A 20,200-nucleotide genomic window follows, 5' to 3' on the forward strand; every position below is an offset into this window, starting at 1 on the left:
AGTCAACACACTGAATCCCGACGGCCGCCGGTCGCTGGCACTCCGGGCACGCAGGTCTGCCGCACCGCTGGCAGCGGACGTAACTGACACGGTCTGTGTGTCGGGAGCACACGGGGACTTCCTGCTGCGGCTGGTCCGCCGGGATTCCGTATGTCATTGGTGTCTTAGAGCTGCTCTACCGTGATCGAGTTGATAACAACATCTTCCAGTGGCTTGTCCCGTGCATCGGTGGGAATAGCGTTCAGCTGCTCCACGATGGTGCGTGAAGCTTCATCGGTGACGTCACCGAAGATGGTGTGCTTTCCCTGCAGCCAGGTGGTTGGGACCGAAGTGATGAAGAACTGTGAGCCGTTGGTACCCCGGCCACCCTGGATTCCTGCGTTTGCCATGGCCAGTTTGTAGGGCGCCGTGAAATCGAGGTCTGGGTTGATCTCATCATCGAACTGGTAACCCGGTCCGCCGATACCCTGACCCAGTGGGTCTCCACCCTGGATCATGAAATCCTTGATGACCCGATGAAAAATTGTGCCGTCGTACAACGGCTTGGTGGATTCCTCGCCAGTCTGCGGGTGGGTCCAAGCCTTTTCACCCGTCGCCAGGCCCGTGAAGTTTTGCACGGTTTTCGGCGCATGGTTCCCAAAGAGGTTTACCTTGATGTCGCCGAGGTTGGTGTGGATAGTTGCCTGTGCTGTTGCAATAGCTGTCATACCCCCATTCTTTCATGCACCCTCTGGTAAACCCCTGAGAATCAGCTGTTCCGCGCACAGTGAAAAATCGACCGGGATACCACGAACGAATAGCACGTCATTGCGATACCACGTAGGCTGACAGTCAACAGTCACTATTCCCGGGAGGCAGATGTGAAGAAGAACAAACGTATGACCCGCGACCTCGAGAAGAGCGTCGTCATGAGTGCCGAAGCCGCACGGGACTGGGCAGCTCCACGCGTCGATGCCGCCTACAACTGGGTGGCGCCACGGATCGAAAAGGGCTACGGATCTGCGTCGCCGATGATCCAGCACGGAGTGCAGCGTGCCGCACATGGCATTTCCGACGGGATCACCACCGTCACCCCACGTATTCAGGACGGCCTGGATAGAGTTGCGCCGCGCATTTCGCAGGTGGTTGACACCACCACCCCGCACATCCAGAAAACCCTGGACCGCGCAGCTCCCGCAATTACCGGTGCTCGTGACAAAGTAGTTGGCGACTACCTACCAACCCTGTCCCACAAATTAGGAGACGCTGCTGACAGCGTGTCCCGTTCGCTGTCCGGCGCAACGATACCCGAACCTGTAAACCGGGCGGTCACCAAGGTCACCGGGGACAAGAAGACGGTGAAAAAGGCCCAGAAGGCTGCGGCGGCGGCCGCAATGAAGGCTTCACGGGACCTGAAGAAGCGCCAGAAGAGCGGCAGCAAAGGCTGGTTGATCTTCGGTATCATCGCCGCAGCGATTACCGCTGGCGTTGCTATCTGGCGGGCTTCCAAGCCGGTCGAGGACCCCTGGAAAACCCCCGTCAAGGTCGATACCAAGCCCACCGGCGAAGCTGACCGCGCTGAGGAAGCAAAGAACGTTGTCGCTGACATCAAGCAGGCCGCCGATCGGGCCGCAGCCAAGGCTGGCAACGCTATCGATGAAACGTCAGAGGCAGCGAAGTCGGCTGGAACAGCAACGACCGGCAAGATCGCTGATGCAGCAGAAGATGTGAAGGATGCTACCAAATAGTCCCTTTGGTTTAGTGTGAAAGGAAAGGCGGTTCTTCGGAGCCGCCTTTCCTTTTGTTCACTCGTACGGTCAAGGGACTCACGGTGGTAGATTGACGGCCGTGCATCCTCTCCAGAACGCCGTATCGATCGTCATTCCGGCGTACAACGAGGAAACCATCATCAGGCAGTGTTTGATCGCGGCCATCTACCAGTCGGTGCCGGCCGACGAAATCCTTGTGGTCGACAACCGTTCCACTGATGGAACATGTGGGATTGTGCGGCAGATGCAGCTGGAGTATCCCGACAGTCCGATCAAACTGCTTCAGCATTCAGTCGAGCAGGGGTTGATACCCACCCGCAATTTCGGATTTGATAGCGCCTCAGGCAACATCATCGGACGAATCGACGCTGACTCTATGCTGGAGCCCGACTGGGTGGAGCAGGTCCTCGCGGGCTTCGATGAGGCCGACGTCGCCGCCACGACCGGCCCAGTGGTCTACTACGATATGCCGATGCGGCGCTGGGGCTTGCTTGCCGATGACAAAATCCGCCAACTTGTCCTGAAGCTCGCCCGTAACCAATACCACTTCCTCTTCGGCTCCAACATGGCCATCCGCCGGACGGCCTGGGAACAGATTCGTGAGTCCACTTGCCGGGACGAGGCAGACGAAATGCACGAGGATATCGACCTTTCGCTCCACCTGGCCGAACACGATCTGGTAATTCGTTACCTGCCGACCATGGTCAGCGGCATGTCGGCGCGCAGACTCGAGGATTCACCCAAGGATTACCGCCATTATGTAACCCGCTTTGATCGTACGTACAAAGCTCACCGCATCAACAAGCGGATCCTTGGCATACCCCCGCTGATTTTCATGTCTATCTACTACCCGGCAAAGATCATCCGTGCTGTTCACTCTGCTCGCAGTCCCCGCCAGCCCCGGGGTGGGACTCCCCAGGACGCTGCCGGGGGCCCGCCCCAGGCCTAGGTGCCACCCATCGCGGGCGGTGGTGTAGCCGCAGTCTCTATGGGAGGTCTCTGCCGCGGATTCATCTGTCCCCGGACCACAATAGCCAGGCCCACCAGGATCAACAGCAATCCACCATACGTGCCAGCCGGCAGCTGCTCGCCTAGAAAGATTGCTGCAAGCAGGGCTGCCCCTGGGATCTCAAGCAGAATGATCATCGATACCACCAGCGGGCTCATCACTGCCAGCAGGTGATTGAATACTGTGTGGCCCATGAGTTGGGCAACCAACGTGACGGCGAGGATCCCCACCCAGGCTGCCGGCGAGAATCCCACCAACGGCTGCCTGAAGATCAGGCACATTGCGAGCAGGATGAGCGCACACCCTCCGTAACAAAGGGTGGTGTAGGTGCCCGTGGACATGGTCTTCCGGGCGCTAGCCCCAGCCATCTGATAGATCCCAGCCAGGGCGCCGCCAGCCAGGGCCAAAAGATCACCGATGATGGCGTCCTGGGAGAGTGTCAGGTCGAATCCAGTGATGACGACGACGCCAAGCAGCGCCACACTCAGTCCCACCACCACCTTCGTAGCGGGCCTTGAACCCTGGATCGCATTGAACAGCGCGATCCAGGCCACCTGGAGGCAAACCAGCGCCGTCGCAGCCGCCACCGAGGTCAGTTTCAGGGCGGTGATGAAGCAGGCGAAGTGCAGTGCCAGTGCAGTGGCGGCAATCGTGAGACGCACGAAGTCGGGGCGTCGCAAGGCTTTGAACTCATGCCGCCTGGACAGTGCCGCGGGCCCACCCATCACCAGCGCACCAATCGCGTTGCGCCAGAAAGCTATCGCGAGGGCCGGAGCCACCGTCGCCGCCATAATTGGGCCAGACGCCGCAACGCCTAAAACACCCAGAATGGAGAGGAAGATGATCACCCAGTAACACTAAGCTACCCGGTGCAGTTCAGTTAACAGGAAAGGGTTCCGGCCAGTGGCCGGAACCCTTTCCTTCGGTGGAGGCACGGGGACTCGAACCCCGAACCCCCTGCTTGCAAAGCAGGTGCGCTACCAATTGCGCCATGCCCCCGATCGATTACCTTTACGGCAACCTCACCAGTATAGCCTAATCAACCGTATCGGTTGCCTTACGCCATACCGCTCTATCCCTTTCGGATTCCTGCCACCTTTTATAGGCGAAGACACTTGCTACCGCTGCTGCAACTACCAACAACTTCTTCACAGTGTTCCTCCTATCGCAGTTGCCTGCGGCTGGTAGGTCCGTGGGCGTACCAGGACTTGAACCTGGGACCTCTTCGTTATCAGCGAAGCGCTCTAACCGCCTGAGCTATACGCCCCGAAGCCTGTTCGGGCCGAAACACGACTTTACAGGAGTATCTCGGCAATCATCAAATCGTCCGGGAACAGGCGTCCGACGGGAAGGTTAATCGTCGGTGAGGGTGACACCAATTCCGCCAACCAGGGTCGATGAAATGTTGTACAGGACCGCCGAAAGCATCGCTAGAGCTGTCAAGAGCACCACATTCACCACCGCGATGATTGTGGCGAAAGAAACCACTTGACCCAGGGAAGCGAACTGGCGTAGATCAAAACCGCCGCTTTCGGTGCCAGCTATTTCGCGTAGTAGATCGTTCACCCCATCGAAAATCCCCGTGAGATCCAAAACCGTCCAAATGACAATGGCCGCGACCACGGTGACAATGCCCAGGGCTACAGACAAGAGGAATGACATCTTCAGCACAGACCAGGGATCAACTTTGCTGACCAACAGCCTGGCCTTCCGGGCCTTGGCCTTGGGAGCTGGTTTCACCAAACCCGGCCGGGTCCCAGCCGGTTTCGCCGAGGGGGCACCCGCTGGGCGCTGGGGTGGCCGTGCCGGGGCATTCACGCGGGGCCCGGCGCCGGTCTGTTTGACCGACCCTCCGGTTGCCCGTGGGTTTGAGTTAGGCGAGCTCACTCGGTACCTCCATTATCTGGCGACTGTGCTTCCAGCTCAGCCGTCTCTTCTGAGGTCAACGGTACTTCATCGGTTGTTGCCTCGGCGGATTCGCTGCTCTCTCCCGTCATATCAAGAGCCCCGTCTTCGACCGTGAGACCCCGTTCGCTATTGCGTGCGACGGCTATGATTCGATCCTTCTTGTCTGGCTTTGCGAAGATGACCCCCATCGTGTCGCGGCCCTTGGCCGGCACCCCGGTTACGGCTGAGCGCACAACCTTGCCACCGCCCATCACGACCAGGACTTCATCTTCTTCCTGGACGATCAGAGCACCCACCAGGTCCCCGCGTTCCTCCGCAAGCTTGGCAACCTTTATCCCCAGGCCGCCGCGACCCTGGACTCGGTATTCCTCAACCTTGGTGCGCTTGGCAAACCCACCCTCGGTCACAATGAAGACAAAGGATTCGTCAGTGACAACGTTGGCAGCAAGCAGCTCATCCTCTTCGCGGAACTTCATCCCGGTGACACCCGAAGTTGCCCGGCCCATAGGCCTCAAAGCGTCATTCGTGGCGGTAAACCGCAGCGACTGACCCTTCCTGGAAACCAGCATCATATCGTCGCTTTCCGATACCAGTTGTGCTGAGACCAATTCGTCGCCGTCACGCAGGTTGATCGCGATCACTCCGGCTGTCCGATTCGTGTCGTAATCCTCAAGTCTGGTCTTCTTCGCGAGACCGCGCTTGGTTGCCAGCACCAGATAAGGGGACTGCTGGTAATCCCGAAGGTCGAGCACCTGTGCGATCGATTCGTCGGGTTGGAACGCCAGCAGGTTGGCTACATGCTGACCCTTCGCATCGCGGCCAGCCTCTACCAACTCGTAGGCCTTCGCCCGATATACCCGTCCCAGGTTGGTGAAGAAGAGCAACCAGTGGTGGGTGGTCGTGACGAAGAAATGCTCAACTACATCATCGCCGCGTAGTTGCGCTCCTCTGATGCCCTTCCCACCGCGGGCTTGCTGACGGTAGTTGTCGCTGCGAGTCCGCTTCACATAGCCACCGCGGGTGATGGTGACGACCATTTCCTCTTCAGGGATCAGGTCTTCCATGCTCATGTCCGAGTCGAAACCCATGAGAATTTCAGTACGTCGGTCATCGCCATGCTTGTCGACTATTTCGCGGAGCTCAGTGGAGACAATATCCCGTTGCAGTTGCTTCGACGCAAGAATCTTCTGGTACTCGGTGATTTCCGCTTCGAGCTTGGCATGCTGATCCTGGATCTTCTGGCGTTCCAGGGCGGCCAAACGGCGCAGCTGCATATCCAGAATTGCCTGGGCCTGGATTTCATCGATCTCGAGCAGACCCATGAGCCCGTTGCGGGCGTCCTCGACCGTCGAGGAGCGTCGGATCAGGGCGATTACCTCATCAAGTGCGTCAAGAGCCTTCAGCAGACCCCGCAGAATGTGGGCCGCCTCTTCAGCCTTACGCAACCGGTACTGGGTACGCCGGACAATAACCTCGAGCTGGTGTGTGACCCAATGGCGAATAAATGCGTCCAGACTCAGCGTGCGAGGCACATCGTCGACGATAGCCAGCATATTCGCGCTGAAGTTGTCCTGCAGCTGGGTGTGCTTGTACAGGTTATTCAGCACCACCTTCGCGACCGCGTCGCGCTTGAGCACGACAACCAACCGCTGACCGGTGCGGCCCGACGTCTCGTCACGGAGATCGGCAATTCCGTTGACCTTCCCGTCTTTGACCAGGTCGGCAATCTTGATCGCCAGATTGTCGGGGTTTGCCTGGTAGGGCAATTCGGTGACAACCAGACAAGTACGACCCTGGATTTCCTCGACGTTGACGACGGCCCGCATTGTGATCGACCCGCGGCCTGTGCGGTAGGCGTCTTCGATACCCTTATGACCGAGGATCTGTGCTCCGGTGGGAAAATCCGGTCCCTTGATGCGTAGCAGAAGTGCCTCGAGCAGTTCCTCCTTGGTTGCCTCGGGGTTCTCGAGGTACCACTGGACGCCTGAGGCGACTTCGCGAAGGTTATGCGGTGGGATGTTGGTCGCCATCCCGACGGCGATACCCGACGATCCGTTGACCAGCAGGTTGGGGAACCGTGCCGGAAGGATGGTCGGTTCCTGATTCTTTCCGTCATAGTTGTCCTGAAAATCGACGGTTTCCTCGTCAATATCCCGAACCATTTCCATGGCGAGCGGTGCCATCTTGGTTTCGGTGTACCGGGGGGCCGCAGCTCCATCGTTGCCCGGCGAACCAAAGTTTCCCTGCCCCAGGGCGAGCGGATACCGCATAGTCCAGTCCTGAATGAGCCGGACCAGCGCATCGTAGATGGCAGTATCACCGTGCGGGTGGTACTGCCCCATGACTTCGCCGACCACGCGTGCACACTTATTGAAGGACCGGTCCGGCCGGTAGCCGCCGTCGAACATGGCGTAGAGAACGCGTCGATGGACGGGCTTCAGCCCGTCGCGGACGTCGGGAAGCGCGCGCCCCACAATCACTGCCATCGCATAATCCAGGTACGACCGCTGCATCTCAGTCTGCAGGTCGACTTGCTCTATTCGATCGGAGAGGACCCGTCCTTCAAGGGGGAGATCGGGTGTTTCTTCGTCGCTCATACGTCAGTTCCGTTCAGTTCTAAGTGCCAAGGCGTTGGAGCTGGCGATTACCGTCGATCGCCGGAACTCCCTAAATGTCGAGGAATCTAACGTCCTTCGCGTTCTGTTGGATGAAATTCCGTCGTGATTCGACGTCTTCACCCATCAGTACCGAGAAAATCTGATCCGCTGCGGCCGCATCGTCGACAGTCACCTGAAGTAGGGTGCGGTTGTCGGGGTCCATGGTGGTTTCCCAGAGCTCGGTGTAGTTCATCTCCCCAAGCCCCTTGTAACGCTGGACGCCGTTTTCCTTGGGCAAACGCTGGTTGTTGGCCAGGCCCATTTTGATGACTTCATCCCTCTCACGGTCGCTAAACACGTAGGAGTGGGTGGCGTTGGACCACTTGATCCTGTAGAGCGGTGGCTGCGCCAAATAAACGTAGCCATTCTCGATCAGGGGGCGCATGTAGCGGAACAGCAAGGTCAGCAGCAGCGTGGTGATGTGCTGCCCATCAACGTCAGCGTCAGCCATGAGGACAATCTTGTGATATCGAGCCTTGGCGACGTCGAAATCTTCGCCGATGCCGGCCCCAAAGGCTGTGATCATGGCCTGGACCTCGCTGTTGCCGAGAGCCCGATCCAACCTGGCTCGTTCGACGTTGAGGATCTTGCCACGCAGCGGCAGGATGGCCTGTGTATCGGGGTTACGTCCACGGACGGCCGACCCACCTGCCGAGTCGCCCTCGACGATGTAGATTTCAGACTTCGATGGGTCTTTCGACTGGCAGTCCTTGAGCTTTCCGGGCATCCCCCCGGATTCGAGCAGACCCTTGCGTCGGGTGGATTCGCGAGCCTTGCGCGCAGCGAGCCGTGCCTGCGCTGCTTGGATGGATTTGCGGATAACATCGCGGGCAGGTCCGGGGTTCCGTTCTAACCAGTCGCCCAGCTGATCGGTGACTACGCGCTGCACAAAGCCTTTGGCTTCGGAATTCCCGAGCTTGGTCTTCGTCTGTCCCTCAAACTGTGGTTCGGAAAGCTTCACTGAGATGACCGCGGTCAGTCCTTCTCGAATGTCATCACCGGTGAGGTTTTCGTCTTTTTCCTTGATGATGTTCTTGTCTCGCGCGTACCGGTTGATCAATGACGTCATGGCTGCGCGGAAACCCTCTTCGTGGGTGCCGCCCTCGTGCGTGTTGATCGTGTTGGCGTAGGTGTGAACACTCTCCGAGTAAGCACTGGTCCACTGCATTGCTACTTCGACAGCAATCTTGCGGTCGGTGTCTTCGGTCTCGAACCCGATGACATCTTCGTGGATGACATCCACGCGCTTTGCCGAGTTTAGGTGGTTGACGTAGTCAAGCAGCCCGTTCTCGTACATGTAGTCAACCTGGCGGTGCTTTGGAGTGTCCTCACCGGGGGTACCGTCATCAGATGTATCAGCAATTTCCTCAGTTTCAACCTCGTCGACCCGCTCGTCGACCAGCATGATTCGAAGCCCCTTGTTGAGGAACGCCATTTGCTGGAACCGGGCTCTCAGCGTTTCGAAGTCGAACTCCACTGTCTCAAAGATGGAGGCGTCCGGGTAGAACGTCTGAGTGGTTCCTGTTTCAGTGGTCTCAGCTCCACGGCGGAGCTCTCCCACCGGCTTGCCGCCATCAGCAAAAGATTGGTTCCAGACATACCCCTGACGCTTCACCTCGGTTTCCACTCGGGAGGACAGGGCGTTGACTACCGAGATGCCTACCCCGTGGAGACCACCGGACACCGCATACCCACCACCACCGAACTTACCGCCAGCATGCAGGATGGTCATGACGACCTCAACGGTGGGGCGCCCCTCTGTGGGGTGCATATCAACAGGGATGCCACGCCCGTTATCAACCACCCGAACACCGCCATCAGCCTGCAGTGTCACCTTGATGGTGTCGCAATGCCCGGCAAGAGCCTCATCGACCGAGTTATCGACCACCTCATTCACCAGATGGTGAAGGCCTCGGGGACCGGTCGAACCGATATACATGCCGGGTCGTTTACGAACCGCTTCAAGACCCTCGAGGACGCTGATATCGCTTGCGTCGTATCCGGTGGTCCCATTTTGGGCTTCTGCAGCGGACTGCGGATTGCCCTGGGTTTTGGCGTCCAGCTCGTTGTCATTAGCCACAGGCGCTGTCGGCTCCTCAAAGGTAGGAATCTGGGTAAAAAAGCTTCGCTGTTGACACCTGCGGAGCAGGTAACAGATCGAAGGCATCCCCTCAGGAATGCCATTTCCCATCATTCTACCTTGCCGCCGTGGACAATACCTCACTGAACAGGCCTCTAATGGCGAATAAAGCCGCATATAAGCCATTGGGAGGGCGGCAGCTAAGGCCGGATACCTCCAACGGGGAGTTCAGGGCCCTACATGGCGTTTACCGAACTGGCAATAGACCGATCGATCCGATCCTCAACGGAACTTATCCGTAGGTATCGCGGGGCCCTCTGCCTTTGACAGATCGGCCCCCTTTCCTCCAGTTGGGGGAGGCTGGGCCGAGAACCGAGATGCGGGTGACAACGCCGCTGCCCAACTCAGCGTCAAATCTTTGAATCAACATCGGGCTGATCAATCTGAGCTGAGTAGCCCAAGCGGTAGAGTCACAGCGCACGAGCACGGTACTGCCGTCAAAACTTTCGGGTCGGCAGTGCAAAGCGATTTCCTGCCCAACAAGTTCATCCCACCGGGCAAGCACTGAACCCACCGCCACTGGGGACTTCCACCCGCGCTCACTGAGCAACCGACTAAAGACATTCCCCAACCCCTCGGGATCACGGCCCGTATAGGTGACGGACCCCGCCGGCCGCCGTTTGGGGCTTGCCCCACCGCGCCGTCCAGCGGGCAATCGGGTGTTACCTCGGTTTTGTGAGGCATCACGGACTCGGTTCAGCAATGACTGTGGAGCATCCAGATAGGGCTCCCCACCGGCAGACTGATCGTCCTCGGGCGAATCTCCCGAGACGGTTCCCTCCGGACGAGGGTTATTGGGTTCCACTGTTGACCAGTCCCCCAGGTACCACCTGGAACTGGCGTCCGGTTAGCGACTCGGGAATATCATCGCTGACGGCAGCGGTGACCAGGACCTGTTCAGCTCCACCAACGATCGCCGCCAGCTTCTTCCTCCGGCTCGTGTCCAGCTCAGCGAACACATCGTCCAGGATGAGCACAGGGGTTGCACCCGGGGTGTTGTCGTCCTCAACCAAGAGGTAATACGATCCCAGCCTCAGGGCGAGCGCCAATGACCAGGTTTCACCGTGTGAGGCATACCCCTTGGCGATGGTCCCTCCAAGCACGAGGTCGACCTCATCCCGGTGAGGTCCAACGAGCGATATCCCCCGGTCAAGCTCCTTCTTCCGGTGCCCGAGAAGCGCCGCAACATACTTCTCAGTCAGCTCGTCCACGTTTGATGAGCCTAGGTTGTCATCTTCTCCGGCGCCGCCGTCGTCGACACCTGACAGCGACGACCGGTACGTGGCAACCGCCACCTTGGATCCGTCGGTGAGCTGGTGATACGCCCGTTCCAGATGCGGCTGTAGCTGCCCCAGTACGAGCAATCGGGCATGCAATAGCCTGGCGCCAGCTTCTGCGAGGTGCTGGTCCCACACATCGAGCGTCGCTTCATGTGAGGCAGTGAACTTTCCGCTGGCCCGCGCCGACTTCAGCAATGCGTTGCGCTGTTTGAGGACCCGCTCATAGTCGGCACTGATTCCCGCCCGGTGTGGGAGCAGAGTCACCATCAGATCATCCAGGAATCGACGGCGGTTGGAGGGATCACCTTTCACCAGTGCAAGATCCTCTGGCGCGAAAAGTACAGTACGGAGGATGCCGGCCGCGTCGCTCGCCTTGACTGGGTTTGCCCGGTTTATCCGGGCACGGTTGCTCCGGTCAGCGTTGATCTCCACCTCGACGCTGGTGGTTTGGGTCCCGCGTATCAGTCTCCCCCTGACCAGAGCACGCTCCGCATTGAACGCGATCAGCGGTTTGTCTGAGCTCACCCGGTGCGAGGAAAGAGAAGCGAGATAGCCGATGGCCTCAACAATGTTGGTCTTACCCACACCGTTGGGACCTACAAAGACTGTTACTCCGGCCTCCAATGGCACTTCAACCTGGCTGTAGGTGCGGAAATCCGTCAGGGACAGATGCTGAACATACATGGAGACCCACTCACGCGGATTCTGTGGGAGTGCGTACGAGGTGCCCACCAAACTGGTTTCGGAGTGCAGCCACCATCTTCATCGCGGGGGCATCGTCCTGGCGAGAGGAGAACCGTGCAAACAATGCCGCAGTGATGGCGGGGACCGGAATTTCGCTGGCGATGGCTTCCTCAACAGTCCATCGTCCTTCACCTGAGTCCTCGACATAACCGGCAATTTTGTTCAACTCCGGGTCCTCGTCGAGCGCCTTAACCAGCAGGTCAAGCAACCATGAACGGACCACCGTGCCATGCTGCCAGGCCTGGAAGGTGCCATGAACATCCTTGATGATGTCTTTTGCTGCCAACAGTTCGTAACCCTCTGCATAGGACTGCATCAGGCCGTATTCGATCCCGTTATGCACCATTTTCGCGTAGTGCCCAGCTCCTACGTCGCCGACGTGTACAAAGCTTTCTTCACGGGGTCCATCCGGCCGCAAGGCGTCGAAGACGGGAAGAACCCGCTGTACATCAGCGTGAGTTCCACCTGCCATCAGTCCATAACCATTGTCGAGGCCCCAGATGCCACCGGAAACACCACAGTCGATGAAGGCGATGTTTTTCTCCGCAAGCAACGCCGCATTGTGATGGTCTTCGGTGAAGCGGGAGTTGCCGCCATCAATCACCAGGTCCCCTGGCTCCAACAGTTCAGCGAGATCGCTCATCACAGTCCTGGTGATCTCTCCGGCGGGGACCATTACCCAGATCACCCGTGGTGTCTGGAGCGCTGCCACCAGATCGTCGAGAGAATCGACGTCTGAAAGGTCTGGGTCTCTATCGAACCCCGTGACGGTCAGCCCTTTTCGGCGAAGCCTTTCCCGCATGTTGAACCCCATTTTACCGAGTCCGATGAGGCCAATGTGCATTTCCGCTTCGCTTCCTGGGACGGGGAACAAGATCCACCCGGTGTTTCCGTGTCGCTAATGAACTGACTAGTTGGCCATTCGAACCGGCATCAGCAGGTACCGGTAGTCAGTACGGTCCTCTCCGATCGCGTCCTCCTGCGCGGAGATCACTACGGGCTTCGGGGGCGTGGTGAAGGAGAACCGAACGAATTTGCTGTTGAAAGCGCCCAACCCCTCGCTGAGATAGTGCGGGTTGAAAGCGACGGTGATGTCATCGCCGTCCAGGGTGGCTTCGATTGCCTCGGACGCTTGGGCATCCTCTCCGGTGCCGGCATCGAGTGTCACCTGACCTGCGCTGAAGGCCATCCGGACAGCAGTGTTGCGTTCAGCAACCAGCGAAACCCTACGCACCGCCTCAACCAGCACGTTGGTCTCAACCGTCGCGTGGATTGGGGTACTTTCCGGGAATAATGCCCGGATCTTCGGGTAGTCACCATCCACAAGGAGCGACGTAGTCCGGCGTCCACCACTTTCAAAACCGATGAGTTCCCGGTCATTGGAAAGGGCGATGCTCAGGTCGCCAGCGCTGCCCAAAGTCTTTGCTACTTCGTTGAGCGTTTTGGCTTTTACCAGTGCACTGGTGGAGATTCCCGGTGTCCGAGGTTTCCAGGTCACTTCGCGCAGCGCTAGACGGTAGCGGTCTGTCGCGAGCAGGGTAATCAGGTCATCTTCGATCTCCATGCGAACACCCGTGAGGATGGGCAGTGTGTCATCGCGACTTGCAGCGATGATGACCTGGGAAACGGCTTGGGAGAAGGCCTCCCCATCGACGATACCGCTTACTTCCGGTGGCGTCGGAAGTTCGGGATACTCGCCTTCAGGCATTGTCGCCAGGTTGAATCGGCTATTGCGGCAGGTCAGCGTTACCTTGGTGCCTTCGGTTTCCACCTCAACGGGTGCCGAGGGAAGGCTACGGCAGATGTCAGCCAGGAGACGCCCGGACACCAGGATGGTTCCTTCTTCAGCCACGTCAGCTGGGATCTCTAGGCGTGCAGAAATTTCATAGTCGAAACTGGCAAGGCTAAGGGTTCCAGCTGCGGCCTTGATCAAGAGCCCTGACAGCACCGGTACAGGCGGGCGGGGGGACAAGGAACGTGCCGTCCAGGTTACGGCCTCAGCTAGAACATCCCGTTCGACTCTGAATTTCACTGAAGGGTGCCGCCTTTCTCAACATAATTCTTGGGAAGATCGCCCGGCCAACGGGGCAGGGGCTCAGCCGGAGGGCCGGGAACTTCTTTACTCACAGAAAGCTTAGCCTGACTGTCGCCGAGCGGTTTTCGGAAGTGTGAGGTTTGTTCGGTTGGGGGGTGGAGTGGGGGATGTGGGTCGGGAAAATGTTATTTGGAAGAACTCTTGAATTTAAGGTTCGTAGTCGTAGTAACACCTGTTGAAACTGTGGATAACTGCCGCAGACCATGCAAGGACAGGTAAGTGCCTGTTGAGAAGTTGTGTACAGACGGCCTTTCGAGGTGGTGGGGGCTGTGGGGAAAATCCCTGAAATTCAGCGGGTCCACAGGGTTTGAGGGGTTGTCCTCATTAAGACCGGTGTTGTTCGACCAGTTATCCACAGTTCTATCCACACCTGTTAATACCACTGGTGTAGTTAGGCGTCTTTCCGCCGATGTTTGATCCTGTTGGTCAGCTCGGTGACCTGGTTGAAGATCGCGCGGCGTTCGGCCATCAGCTCACGGATCTTGCGATCCGCGTGGATCACGGTGGTGTGATCGCGCCCCCCCAATTCTTGACCGATCTTGGGTAGAGACATATCAGTGAGCTCCCTGCAGAGATACATGGCGATCTGCCGTGCTGTCACGAGAGTCCGGGTGCGGGATTTACTGCAGAGCTCCTCCATGCTGATCTGGAAGTAGTCGGCAGTCTGGGCCATGATCACGGCTGAAGTGATCTCCTGAGCGCCGTCGTCGGTGATGAGATCTTTGAGAACCACCTCAGCGAGTGTCACGTCCACTGGTTGACGATTCAGACTGGCGAACGCTGTGACTCGAATCAGCGCCCCCTCTAGTTCACGGATATTGGTGGAGATTTTGGAGGCGATGTACTCGAGGACATCATCTGGAGCACTCATGCCCTCACTGATTGCCTTCTTTCGGAGAATGGCGATTCTGGTTTCCAACTCCGGCGGCTGAATGTCAGTCAGGAGACCCCACTCAAACCGTGATCGCATCCGTTCCTCGAACCCCGAGAGTTGTTTTGGGGGTAGATCTGAGGTGATGACCACTTGCTTGTTGTGATTGTGGAGGGCATTGAAGGTGTGGAAGAACTCTTCCTGGGTGCGGTCCTTACCGGAAAGAAACTGGATGTCGTCAATGAGGAGGATGTCGACGTTTCGGTAAGTCTGTTTAAAGCTGGTGCCCTCGTCATCGCGGATCGAGTTGATGAAGTCGTTGGTGAACTCTTCCGAATTGACGTACCGCACTCGAATACCGGTGTAGAGATGCCGGGCGTAATGACCGATCGCATGCAGAAGATGGGTTTTACCAAGCCCAGAGTCGCCGTAAATGAACAAAGGGTTGTATGCCTTGGCGGGTGCTTCTGCAACAGCCACCGCTGCTGCATGGGCAAATCGGTTGGATGAGCCGATCACAAATGTATCGAAGACATACTTCGGATTGAGACGACCGAACTCGTGAGAGTTGCTCGGCAGGGTTGGCGCGGGCTTCGCCTCCTCCCTCGCAGGTTCCGCGCTCTGTGCTGGTTCGCTCTCGTCGACCTCGACCGGTGTAAGTTCGGGGTCGATAACGAAGGCACACTGCAGATCCTCACGGAATACCTCACGTAACGCCTCGTCCAGGGCTGCTTTCAAATGGGTTTGGAGAACCTCGCGGGTTAGTTCGTTCGGGACGGCGACCAGAAGGGTAGTCCCGATCAACCCCTGAGCCTGGGCCAATACAACGAATCCTCGCTGCCTGGGGGTGACCCTCTCATCGTGTTCCAGGGTGCGAATGACCTTGCGCCAGGAACTCCCTACATCATTAATTTCGTCCGGGCCCACTAATACCTCTCCACCATGTCCATCGAAACGGCCTTCATCCACAGAGTTATGCACAGCTGGTGGATAAACGACCCTTGGGCAAGACTAGAGGATGGGTACTGGAGAAGATAGCTGGTCTGTCGGGGCTACGCGGGGGCGCCGGGGACTCTCCACACACCGGGAAGCGGCAATTGAGCGAGGGTTGTCCACAGGTTTGGTGAACAACTTCCTGACCCGACGCCGACACCCGGTTTGACTGGCCTGTGTGCGGTCGCCTAACGTTATGTAGTCCTATATGTCTGCATTTTGCATGCCTGCGAATTGATCACCGATCAACCAAACCCGTTGGCCTCTGCACCAGTCGCAGATATCAAAACGTCGAATCGCCAGTCTGTTCTTCCCCCTTGTAGCAACGGACCGGACGCATCCTAAGATTGTCTTGGAGTAAATACAGTGAGCAAGCGGACCTTTCAGCCGAATAACCGCCGCCGGGCTAAGAAGCACGGTTTTCGCCTTCGGATGCGCACACGCGCTGGCCGAGCCATCCTTTCAGCGCGCCGCGGCAAGGGCCGCACCGAGCTGTCAGCTTAAGCAGCCCCAGCTAGCTTGAAGACGTGGGTTCGCCAGGCAGTAGCTAACGCCTCGGCAACCCGGCCGGTTCGGACAATCTGACATGTTGGCTCGAATCAACAGAGTTCGAACGGCTTCCGACTTCACCCATACCGTACGTTCCGGCTCCCGCTCTGGGCGCCGGAACTTGGTGTTATATGCGGTCACCACTTCTGCCGACCAACCCAGTAGATTCGGTTTCATCGTCTCAAAGGGCGTGGGGAACGCAGTGACACGAAACCTCGTTAAGAGGAGACTAAGACAAATGGCTGCGTCAGCCTTATCCCGCCAGTCCACTGGATTGGCCGTGGTGGTTCGGGCGCTGCCGCCTGCCGCTGGTGCAACCTGGAGTCAGCTCGCTAGTGACTTCGACCGGGCACTTGATTCGGCATCCAGCAGGAAGAGAGGCAGCACATGACCACGGCTGCCCCTGGCGTTTCGCTGTTTCGTGAGTTCCCCCGAAACGTGATGATCGCTATTCTGAAGACCTATCGGGTGGTTATCTCCCCGTTATACGGTCAGGTCTGTAGATTTTTCCCCTCCTGCTCGGCCTATGCACTGGAAGCAGTGACCGTTCATGGAGCGTTCAAAGGCGGCGGTCTTGCCTTTCGTCGGGTCTGCCGTTGCCATCCCTGGAACGACGGCGGCGTGGATCATGTGCCTGCCGGTGGCAGAGCATTCCCGGAGGGAAAAATACCCCAAATTGTTGTGCTGAATCATCCTGTGATTCCCGCTGATGACGAGAGCCGCTCGGCGGCCTGAGGAGCAAATAGCTATGGACTTCTTCAATACGATCCTCTTCCCGTTCCAGTGGTTGGTGTCGTGGATCATGACGTTCTTCCACGACGGCTTCACCTTTCTGGGTATGGATGCGGCGTCCGGCTGGACCTGGACCCTGTCCATCGTGGGTCTCGTTGTAGTTATCCGCGCGGCGCTCATCCCAGTCTTCGTTAAACAGATCAAAGCCCAGCGCGGTATGCAGGCCCTGCAGCCTGACCTGAGGAAACTGCAGAAGAAGTACAAAGGAAAAACAGATCAGCTGTCGCGGCAGGCGATGACCCAAGAGCAGATGGCGCTGTACAAGAAACATGGAACCAACCCATTTGCGGCCTGCCTCCCGATCCTGATCCAGATGCCCTTCTTCTTCGCGCTTTTTACGGTGCTCAACGGTGTGTCCAGGGCGTCGGAGACGGGCGAGACAATCGGTGCCATGACCACCGAGGAGGTCCGGCAGTTCGATGACGCATCGATCTTCGGTGCTCCGCTCTCGTCAACATTCCTGGGTAGTTTCGGGGACAACGCGAACGTCAGCGTGATCATTTTGTCGGTGATCATGATTCTGGCGATGACTGGGTCGCAGTTCATTACGCAGAAACAGATCATGGCGAAGAACATGTCTGAAGAGGCAATGCAAAGCCCCTTTATGCGCCAGCAAAAACTGATGCTGTACATCCTGCCTCTGGTGTTTGGTATCGGCGGTATCAACTTCCCGATTGGTGTGCTTATCTACTGGACCACGACCAACATTTGGACGATGGCCCAGCAGTTCTATGTCATTAGGAAGATGCCCACCCCGGGATCTCCTGCGGCGAAGGCGCTTGCCGAGCGGCGCGCAAAGAAGGGTCTTCCGATGACCCCTCTCCTCGGCGAGAAGAATGCTGATCCAGCGACTGAAGAGGTCATTGAGACCAAGGGGCAGCGCACACAGCCACAGCGTAAGAACAGGAAGAAAAAATGACAGCTGATAGTTCGCCGGCGGCCGGCCCAGAAGAAGCGATCGACTCGGCTGGCGAGGGTGGTGATTCATCGGCAACCATCAGGCGGCTTGAGGATGAGGGTGATGTCGCGGCGGACTACCTTGAGGAGCTCCTGGACATTGCCGATATCGACGGAGATATGGACATTGAAGTTCGGAATGGGCGTACCTACATCTCGATTGTGTCCGAGGACTCGGAGGGCGGTGCGCTAAGCGGTTTGGTTGGTAATGATGGAGAGGTACTGGAGGCTTTGCAGGAGCTGGCTCGTCTCTCAGTGCTCACATCGACGGATAGCCGGTCGCGACTCGTACTCGACATCGATGGCTTCCGTGAGGTGCGCGGCAAGGAACTTCGGACCATCGCCGTGGATGCAGTCAATATGGCGAAGGAGTCGGGCACTGATGTCGCCCTTGAGCCTATGTCTGCGTATGAGCGCAAAATAGTTCATGATGTGGTGGCCGAGCTCGGTTCCCTCAGTGAGTCTGAGGGTGAAGGGTCCGGGCGGCACATCGTGGTTTCCCCGGCGGATTCATAGCAATCCGGGAGTCGAGGCATACCTGATGGTGGAAATTACAGAGTCGGAACTTGCGGCTGCCCGAGCAATTTTTGGAGACCGGCTCGGTTTGGCTGAGCGGTTTGTTGAGCACCTGGCGACCACTGGAATAGAACGTGGCTTGCTTGGACCACGGGAGGTTCCCCGACTCTGGAGCCGACACGTGTTGAATTGTGCAGTGACTGCTGAACTGTTCCCCGCGGGGGTTTCAGTGGCAGATGTTGGTAGCGGTGCGGGCCTACCCGGCATAGCGTTGGCTATTGCTCGCCCGGATTTGTCCTTTACCCTCATCGAGCCGCTTGAGCGTCGTGTCACCTGGCTCAATGAGGTTGTCGCTGATCTGGGTATAGACAACGTCACGGTCTTCCGTGGGCGTGCGGAGGAGGCCGTCGGAAAGGTTTCCGTGAGTGTTGTGACCGCGCGAGCAGTATCTGCGCTGGGAGGACTTGCGGCAATGACGATCCCGATCCTGGCTGGAAGCGGTCAGGTACTGGCGATCAAGGGCCAAAGTGCTGCCGAAGAAGTCAAGAAGGCAGCCAAGCTGATTCGGAAGCTAGGTGGTCGCAACACTGCGGTAGTGCAGGTCGGTGCCGGTGTTCTGGATCAGCCAACAACGGTCGTCCGCATCACCGTTGGATAATCTGCCGATAGCTCCCCCGAATCTTCACCAATAGCGCTTGTCCCGAGGCAGGTTCGAGCTGGTCACCGGTACTCTAGACATAGGACCGAACCCGGAATGCTGAAAGCGAGTTATCCTGCGTGACAACGAAAGACGCTGCGAAGCGAAGTGAATCCTTGCTTGCTACAGGGTCTCAATTAGCGGTCACTCTAGGTGAAATCCAACCAGAAGTGTTTGCTGATCCAGCCAATATGGGAATAGTTTCACGTGAAACGACTTTTATGGTGTCAAGCAACCAGGGCTCTCCGGCTTCCGCTCATACGACCACCCCTAGCGCATCATCAAGGAATGTTATGGACGCGATGGACGACAGCACACCTTTGGCACGGGAACTCGCCAGTGAGAACCGTCGCAGGGAAAAACTGAGTGGACGTAGCCTGCCTAAACCTGATGCCACCCGCACGATGACGGTGAGCAATCAAAAAGGTGGTGTGGGCAAAACCACGACGACCGTCAATATTGCCGCAGCACTGGCCGCCGCGGGTCTGAACGTGCTTGTGATTGATATCGATCCACAGGGGAACGCCTCCACCGCGCTCGGAATCCCGCACCACGCAGAGATCGACAGCATCTATGACGTGCTTATTGACGATCTACCCCTCGGCGAAGTGGTGGTTCAGTGCCCTGATGTCCCTAATCTGCTGTGTGCCCCTGCAACCATCCATCTAGCAGGTGCGGAAATCGAACTGGTGTCGTTGGTCGCCAGGGAGCAACGACTGCGTCGAGCAATCGACCTGTATTCCCAGGAGCGTGCAGAGCGTGGTGAAGAACGTTTGGATTACGTCTTTATTGACTGTCCTCCGAGCCTGGGCCTCCTCACGGTCAATGCCTTTGTCGCCGCCAGGGAAGTGCTAATACCCATCCAGTGCGAGTATTATGCCCTGGAGGGGTTGAGTCAGCTGCTTAAAAATATCGAGATGATTCAGAAGCATCTCAATGCAGAGTTGGTGGTATCAACAATCCTGTTGACGATGTACGACGGGAGAACCAACCTTGCTGCGCAGGTGGCCGCTGAGGTTCGGGAGCATTTCCCCAAACAGGTCCTCAAGGCAGTAGTACCGCGATCAGTCAGAATTTCTGAGGCACCCAGTTATCAACAGACAGTGATCACTTACGACCCGTCGTCCAGCGGTGCCCTATCCTATCTTGAAGCAGCGTCGGAAATCGCCCTGCGCGGCTAGTGAGCTTCACGCTATTTCATCACCTCCCACAGTAGTGTGGGTATCAATAATCACCCGATGCGG

General features: G+C 57.8%; 20 protein-coding genes and 2 tRNA genes. 9 read left to right on the top strand and 13 right to left on the bottom strand.

From position 1 onward, the window contains the following. Nucleotides 1-164: 164 nt before the first annotated feature. Complete coding sequence (locus ABD059_RS03220) at nucleotides 165-707, bottom strand: peptidylprolyl isomerase (RefSeq protein WP_343877766.1); 543 nt, start codon at nucleotides 705-707, stop codon at nucleotides 165-167. Nucleotides 708-878: 171 nt separating this feature from the next. Here ABD059_RS03220 and ABD059_RS03225 point away from each other — a divergent pair, with 171 nt between their 5' ends. Both ABD059_RS03225 and ABD059_RS03230 read left to right on the top strand, forming a co-directional pair. Next, on the top strand, nucleotides 879-1,727 hold the full coding sequence (locus ABD059_RS03225; RefSeq protein WP_343877768.1) for a hypothetical protein: 849 nt from the start codon (nucleotides 879-881) through the stop codon (nucleotides 1,725-1,727). A 100-nt stretch (nucleotides 1,728-1,827) separates the two neighbouring features. After that, nucleotides 1,828-2,697, top strand: a complete 870-nt coding sequence (locus ABD059_RS03230) for a glycosyltransferase family 2 protein (protein ID WP_343877770.1) — start codon at nucleotides 1,828-1,830, stop codon at nucleotides 2,695-2,697. On the opposite strand, the gene ABD059_RS03235 is transcribed toward ABD059_RS03230, so the two are convergent. From ABD059_RS03235 to dnaA, 12 genes are all read right to left on the bottom strand, one after another. Further along, on the bottom strand, nucleotides 2,694-3,605 hold the full coding sequence (locus tag ABD059_RS03235; RefSeq protein WP_343877771.1) for a DMT family transporter: 912 nt from the start codon (nucleotides 3,603-3,605) through the stop codon (nucleotides 2,694-2,696). The two genes, ABD059_RS03230 and ABD059_RS03235, sit on opposite strands and share 4 nt — an antisense overlap. A 78-nt stretch (nucleotides 3,606-3,683) precedes the next feature. Next, a tRNA-Ala gene (locus ABD059_RS03240) sits at nucleotides 3,684-3,756 on the bottom strand. Between the two features lie 36 nt (nucleotides 3,757-3,792). After that, complete coding sequence (locus ABD059_RS03245; RefSeq protein ID WP_343877773.1) at nucleotides 3,793-3,909, bottom strand: DLW-39 family protein; 117 nt, start codon at nucleotides 3,907-3,909, stop codon at nucleotides 3,793-3,795. 41 nt (nucleotides 3,910-3,950) lie between these two features. Beyond that, nucleotides 3,951-4,024, bottom strand: a tRNA-Ile gene (locus ABD059_RS03250). 86 nt (nucleotides 4,025-4,110) lie between these two features. Further along, nucleotides 4,111-4,644 (bottom strand): DUF3566 domain-containing protein, encoded by a 534-nt coding sequence (locus ABD059_RS03255; RefSeq protein ID WP_343877774.1) that lies wholly within the window; start codon nucleotides 4,642-4,644, stop codon nucleotides 4,111-4,113. Continuing rightward, nucleotides 4,641-7,262 (bottom strand): DNA gyrase subunit A, encoded by a 2,622-nt coding sequence (gene gyrA / locus ABD059_RS03260; protein WP_343877775.1) that lies wholly within the window; start codon nucleotides 7,260-7,262, stop codon nucleotides 4,641-4,643. Before gyrA ends, ABD059_RS03255 begins: the two co-directional genes overlap by 4 nt. Before the next feature lie 70 nt (nucleotides 7,263-7,332). Further along, nucleotides 7,333-9,402 carry a DNA topoisomerase (ATP-hydrolyzing) subunit B gene (gyrB, locus tag ABD059_RS03265; RefSeq protein ID WP_377959519.1) on the bottom strand — a complete coding sequence of 690 codons (2,070 nt, stop codon included), beginning with the start codon at nucleotides 9,400-9,402 and terminating at the stop codon, nucleotides 7,333-7,335. A gap of 292 nt (nucleotides 9,403-9,694) precedes the next feature. Beyond that, nucleotides 9,695-10,183, bottom strand: a complete 489-nt coding sequence (locus ABD059_RS03270; protein WP_343877922.1) for a DciA family protein — start codon at nucleotides 10,181-10,183, stop codon at nucleotides 9,695-9,697. A 70-nt stretch (nucleotides 10,184-10,253) separates the two neighbouring features. After that, nucleotides 10,254-11,426: a DNA replication/repair protein RecF gene (recF, locus tag ABD059_RS03275; RefSeq protein ID WP_343877776.1), complete on the bottom strand. Its 1,173-nt coding sequence runs from the start codon at nucleotides 11,424-11,426 to the stop codon at nucleotides 10,254-10,256. A 10-nt stretch (nucleotides 11,427-11,436) separates the two neighbouring features. Continuing rightward, nucleotides 11,437-12,330 carry a phosphogluconate dehydrogenase (NAD(+)-dependent, decarboxylating) gene (gene gnd, locus ABD059_RS03280; RefSeq protein ID WP_343877777.1) on the bottom strand — a complete coding sequence of 298 codons (894 nt, stop codon included), beginning with the start codon at nucleotides 12,328-12,330 and terminating at the stop codon, nucleotides 11,437-11,439. Nucleotides 12,331-12,396: 66 nt separating this feature from the next. Further along, nucleotides 12,397-13,518 carry a DNA polymerase III subunit beta gene (gene dnaN, locus ABD059_RS03285; RefSeq protein WP_343877778.1) on the bottom strand — a complete coding sequence of 374 codons (1,122 nt, stop codon included), beginning with the start codon at nucleotides 13,516-13,518 and terminating at the stop codon, nucleotides 12,397-12,399. Between the two features lie 454 nt (nucleotides 13,519-13,972). Continuing rightward, nucleotides 13,973-15,379: a chromosomal replication initiator protein DnaA gene (gene dnaA / locus ABD059_RS03290; RefSeq protein ID WP_343877923.1), complete on the bottom strand. Its 1,407-nt coding sequence runs from the start codon at nucleotides 15,377-15,379 to the stop codon at nucleotides 13,973-13,975. 432 nt (nucleotides 15,380-15,811) lie between these two features. Here dnaA and rpmH point away from each other — a divergent pair, with 432 nt between their 5' ends. From rpmH to ABD059_RS03325, 7 genes are all read left to right on the top strand, one after another. Further along, a complete protein-coding gene (gene rpmH, locus ABD059_RS03295) occupies nucleotides 15,812-15,949 on the top strand; it encodes a 50S ribosomal protein L34 (protein ID WP_022892375.1) in 138 nt (45 codons plus the stop codon). Nucleotides 15,950-16,031: 82 nt separating this feature from the next. After that, entirely contained in the window at nucleotides 16,032-16,385 is a 354-nt protein-coding gene (gene rnpA, locus ABD059_RS03300) for a ribonuclease P protein component (RefSeq protein WP_343877781.1), read from the top strand. Further along, complete coding sequence (yidD, locus tag ABD059_RS03305) at nucleotides 16,382-16,729, top strand: membrane protein insertion efficiency factor YidD (RefSeq protein WP_343877782.1); 348 nt, start codon at nucleotides 16,382-16,384, stop codon at nucleotides 16,727-16,729. Before rnpA ends, yidD begins: the two co-directional genes overlap by 4 nt. Nucleotides 16,730-16,742: 13 nt before the next feature. Then, nucleotides 16,743-17,705 carry a membrane protein insertase YidC gene (yidC, locus tag ABD059_RS03310; protein ID WP_343877784.1) on the top strand — a complete coding sequence of 321 codons (963 nt, stop codon included), beginning with the start codon at nucleotides 16,743-16,745 and terminating at the stop codon, nucleotides 17,703-17,705. Further along, nucleotides 17,702-18,259, top strand: coding sequence for a Jag family protein (locus ABD059_RS03315; RefSeq protein WP_343877786.1), 558 nt, complete (start codon nucleotides 17,702-17,704; stop codon nucleotides 18,257-18,259). Before yidC ends, ABD059_RS03315 begins: the two co-directional genes overlap by 4 nt. A gap of 25 nt (nucleotides 18,260-18,284) precedes the next feature. Further along, the gene (gene rsmG / locus ABD059_RS03320; RefSeq protein WP_343877788.1) at nucleotides 18,285-18,917 is read left to right on the top strand and encodes a 16S rRNA (guanine(527)-N(7))-methyltransferase RsmG; all 633 of its coding nucleotides are present in this window, start codon (nucleotides 18,285-18,287) and stop codon (nucleotides 18,915-18,917) included. Nucleotides 18,918-19,177: 260 nt separating this feature from the next. Continuing rightward, entirely contained in the window at nucleotides 19,178-20,137 is a 960-nt protein-coding gene (locus ABD059_RS03325; RefSeq protein WP_377959523.1) for a ParA family protein, read from the top strand. Nucleotides 20,138-20,200: the final 63 nt, after the last annotated feature.

The organism is Arthrobacter flavus (assembly GCF_039526005.1).
GTDB lineage: Bacteria > Actinomycetota > Actinomycetes > Actinomycetales > Micrococcaceae > Arthrobacter_D > Arthrobacter_D flavus.

Bases quoted from the DNA above. Each gene is read 5' to 3' on its own strand.
- ABD059_RS03220 (WP_343877766.1), bottom strand. From the start codon at position 707: ATGACAGCTATTGCAACAGCACAGGCAACTATCCACACCAACCTCGGC.
- ABD059_RS03225 (WP_343877768.1), top strand. From the start codon at position 879: ATGACCCGCGACCTCGAGAAGAGCGTCGTCATGAGTGCCGAAGCCGCA.
- gyrA (WP_343877775.1), bottom strand. From the start codon at position 7,262: ATGAGCGACGAAGAAACACCCGATCTCCCCCTTGAAGGACGGGTCCTC.
- recF (WP_343877776.1), bottom strand. From the start codon at position 11,426: ATGTATGTTCAGCATCTGTCCCTGACGGATTTCCGCACCTACAGCCAG.
- gnd (WP_343877777.1), bottom strand. From the start codon at position 12,330: ATGCACATTGGCCTCATCGGACTCGGTAAAATGGGGTTCAACATGCGG.
- rnpA (WP_343877781.1), top strand. From the start codon at position 16,032: ATGTTGGCTCGAATCAACAGAGTTCGAACGGCTTCCGACTTCACCCAT.
- yidD (WP_343877782.1), top strand. From the start codon at position 16,382: ATGACCACGGCTGCCCCTGGCGTTTCGCTGTTTCGTGAGTTCCCCCGA.
- yidC (WP_343877784.1), top strand. From the start codon at position 16,743: ATGGACTTCTTCAATACGATCCTCTTCCCGTTCCAGTGGTTGGTGTCG.
- ABD059_RS03315 (WP_343877786.1), top strand. From the start codon at position 17,702: ATGACAGCTGATAGTTCGCCGGCGGCCGGCCCAGAAGAAGCGATCGAC.
- rsmG (WP_343877788.1), top strand. From the start codon at position 18,285: ATGGTGGAAATTACAGAGTCGGAACTTGCGGCTGCCCGAGCAATTTTT.
- ABD059_RS03325 (WP_377959523.1), top strand. From the start codon at position 19,178: ATGGTGTCAAGCAACCAGGGCTCTCCGGCTTCCGCTCATACGACCACC.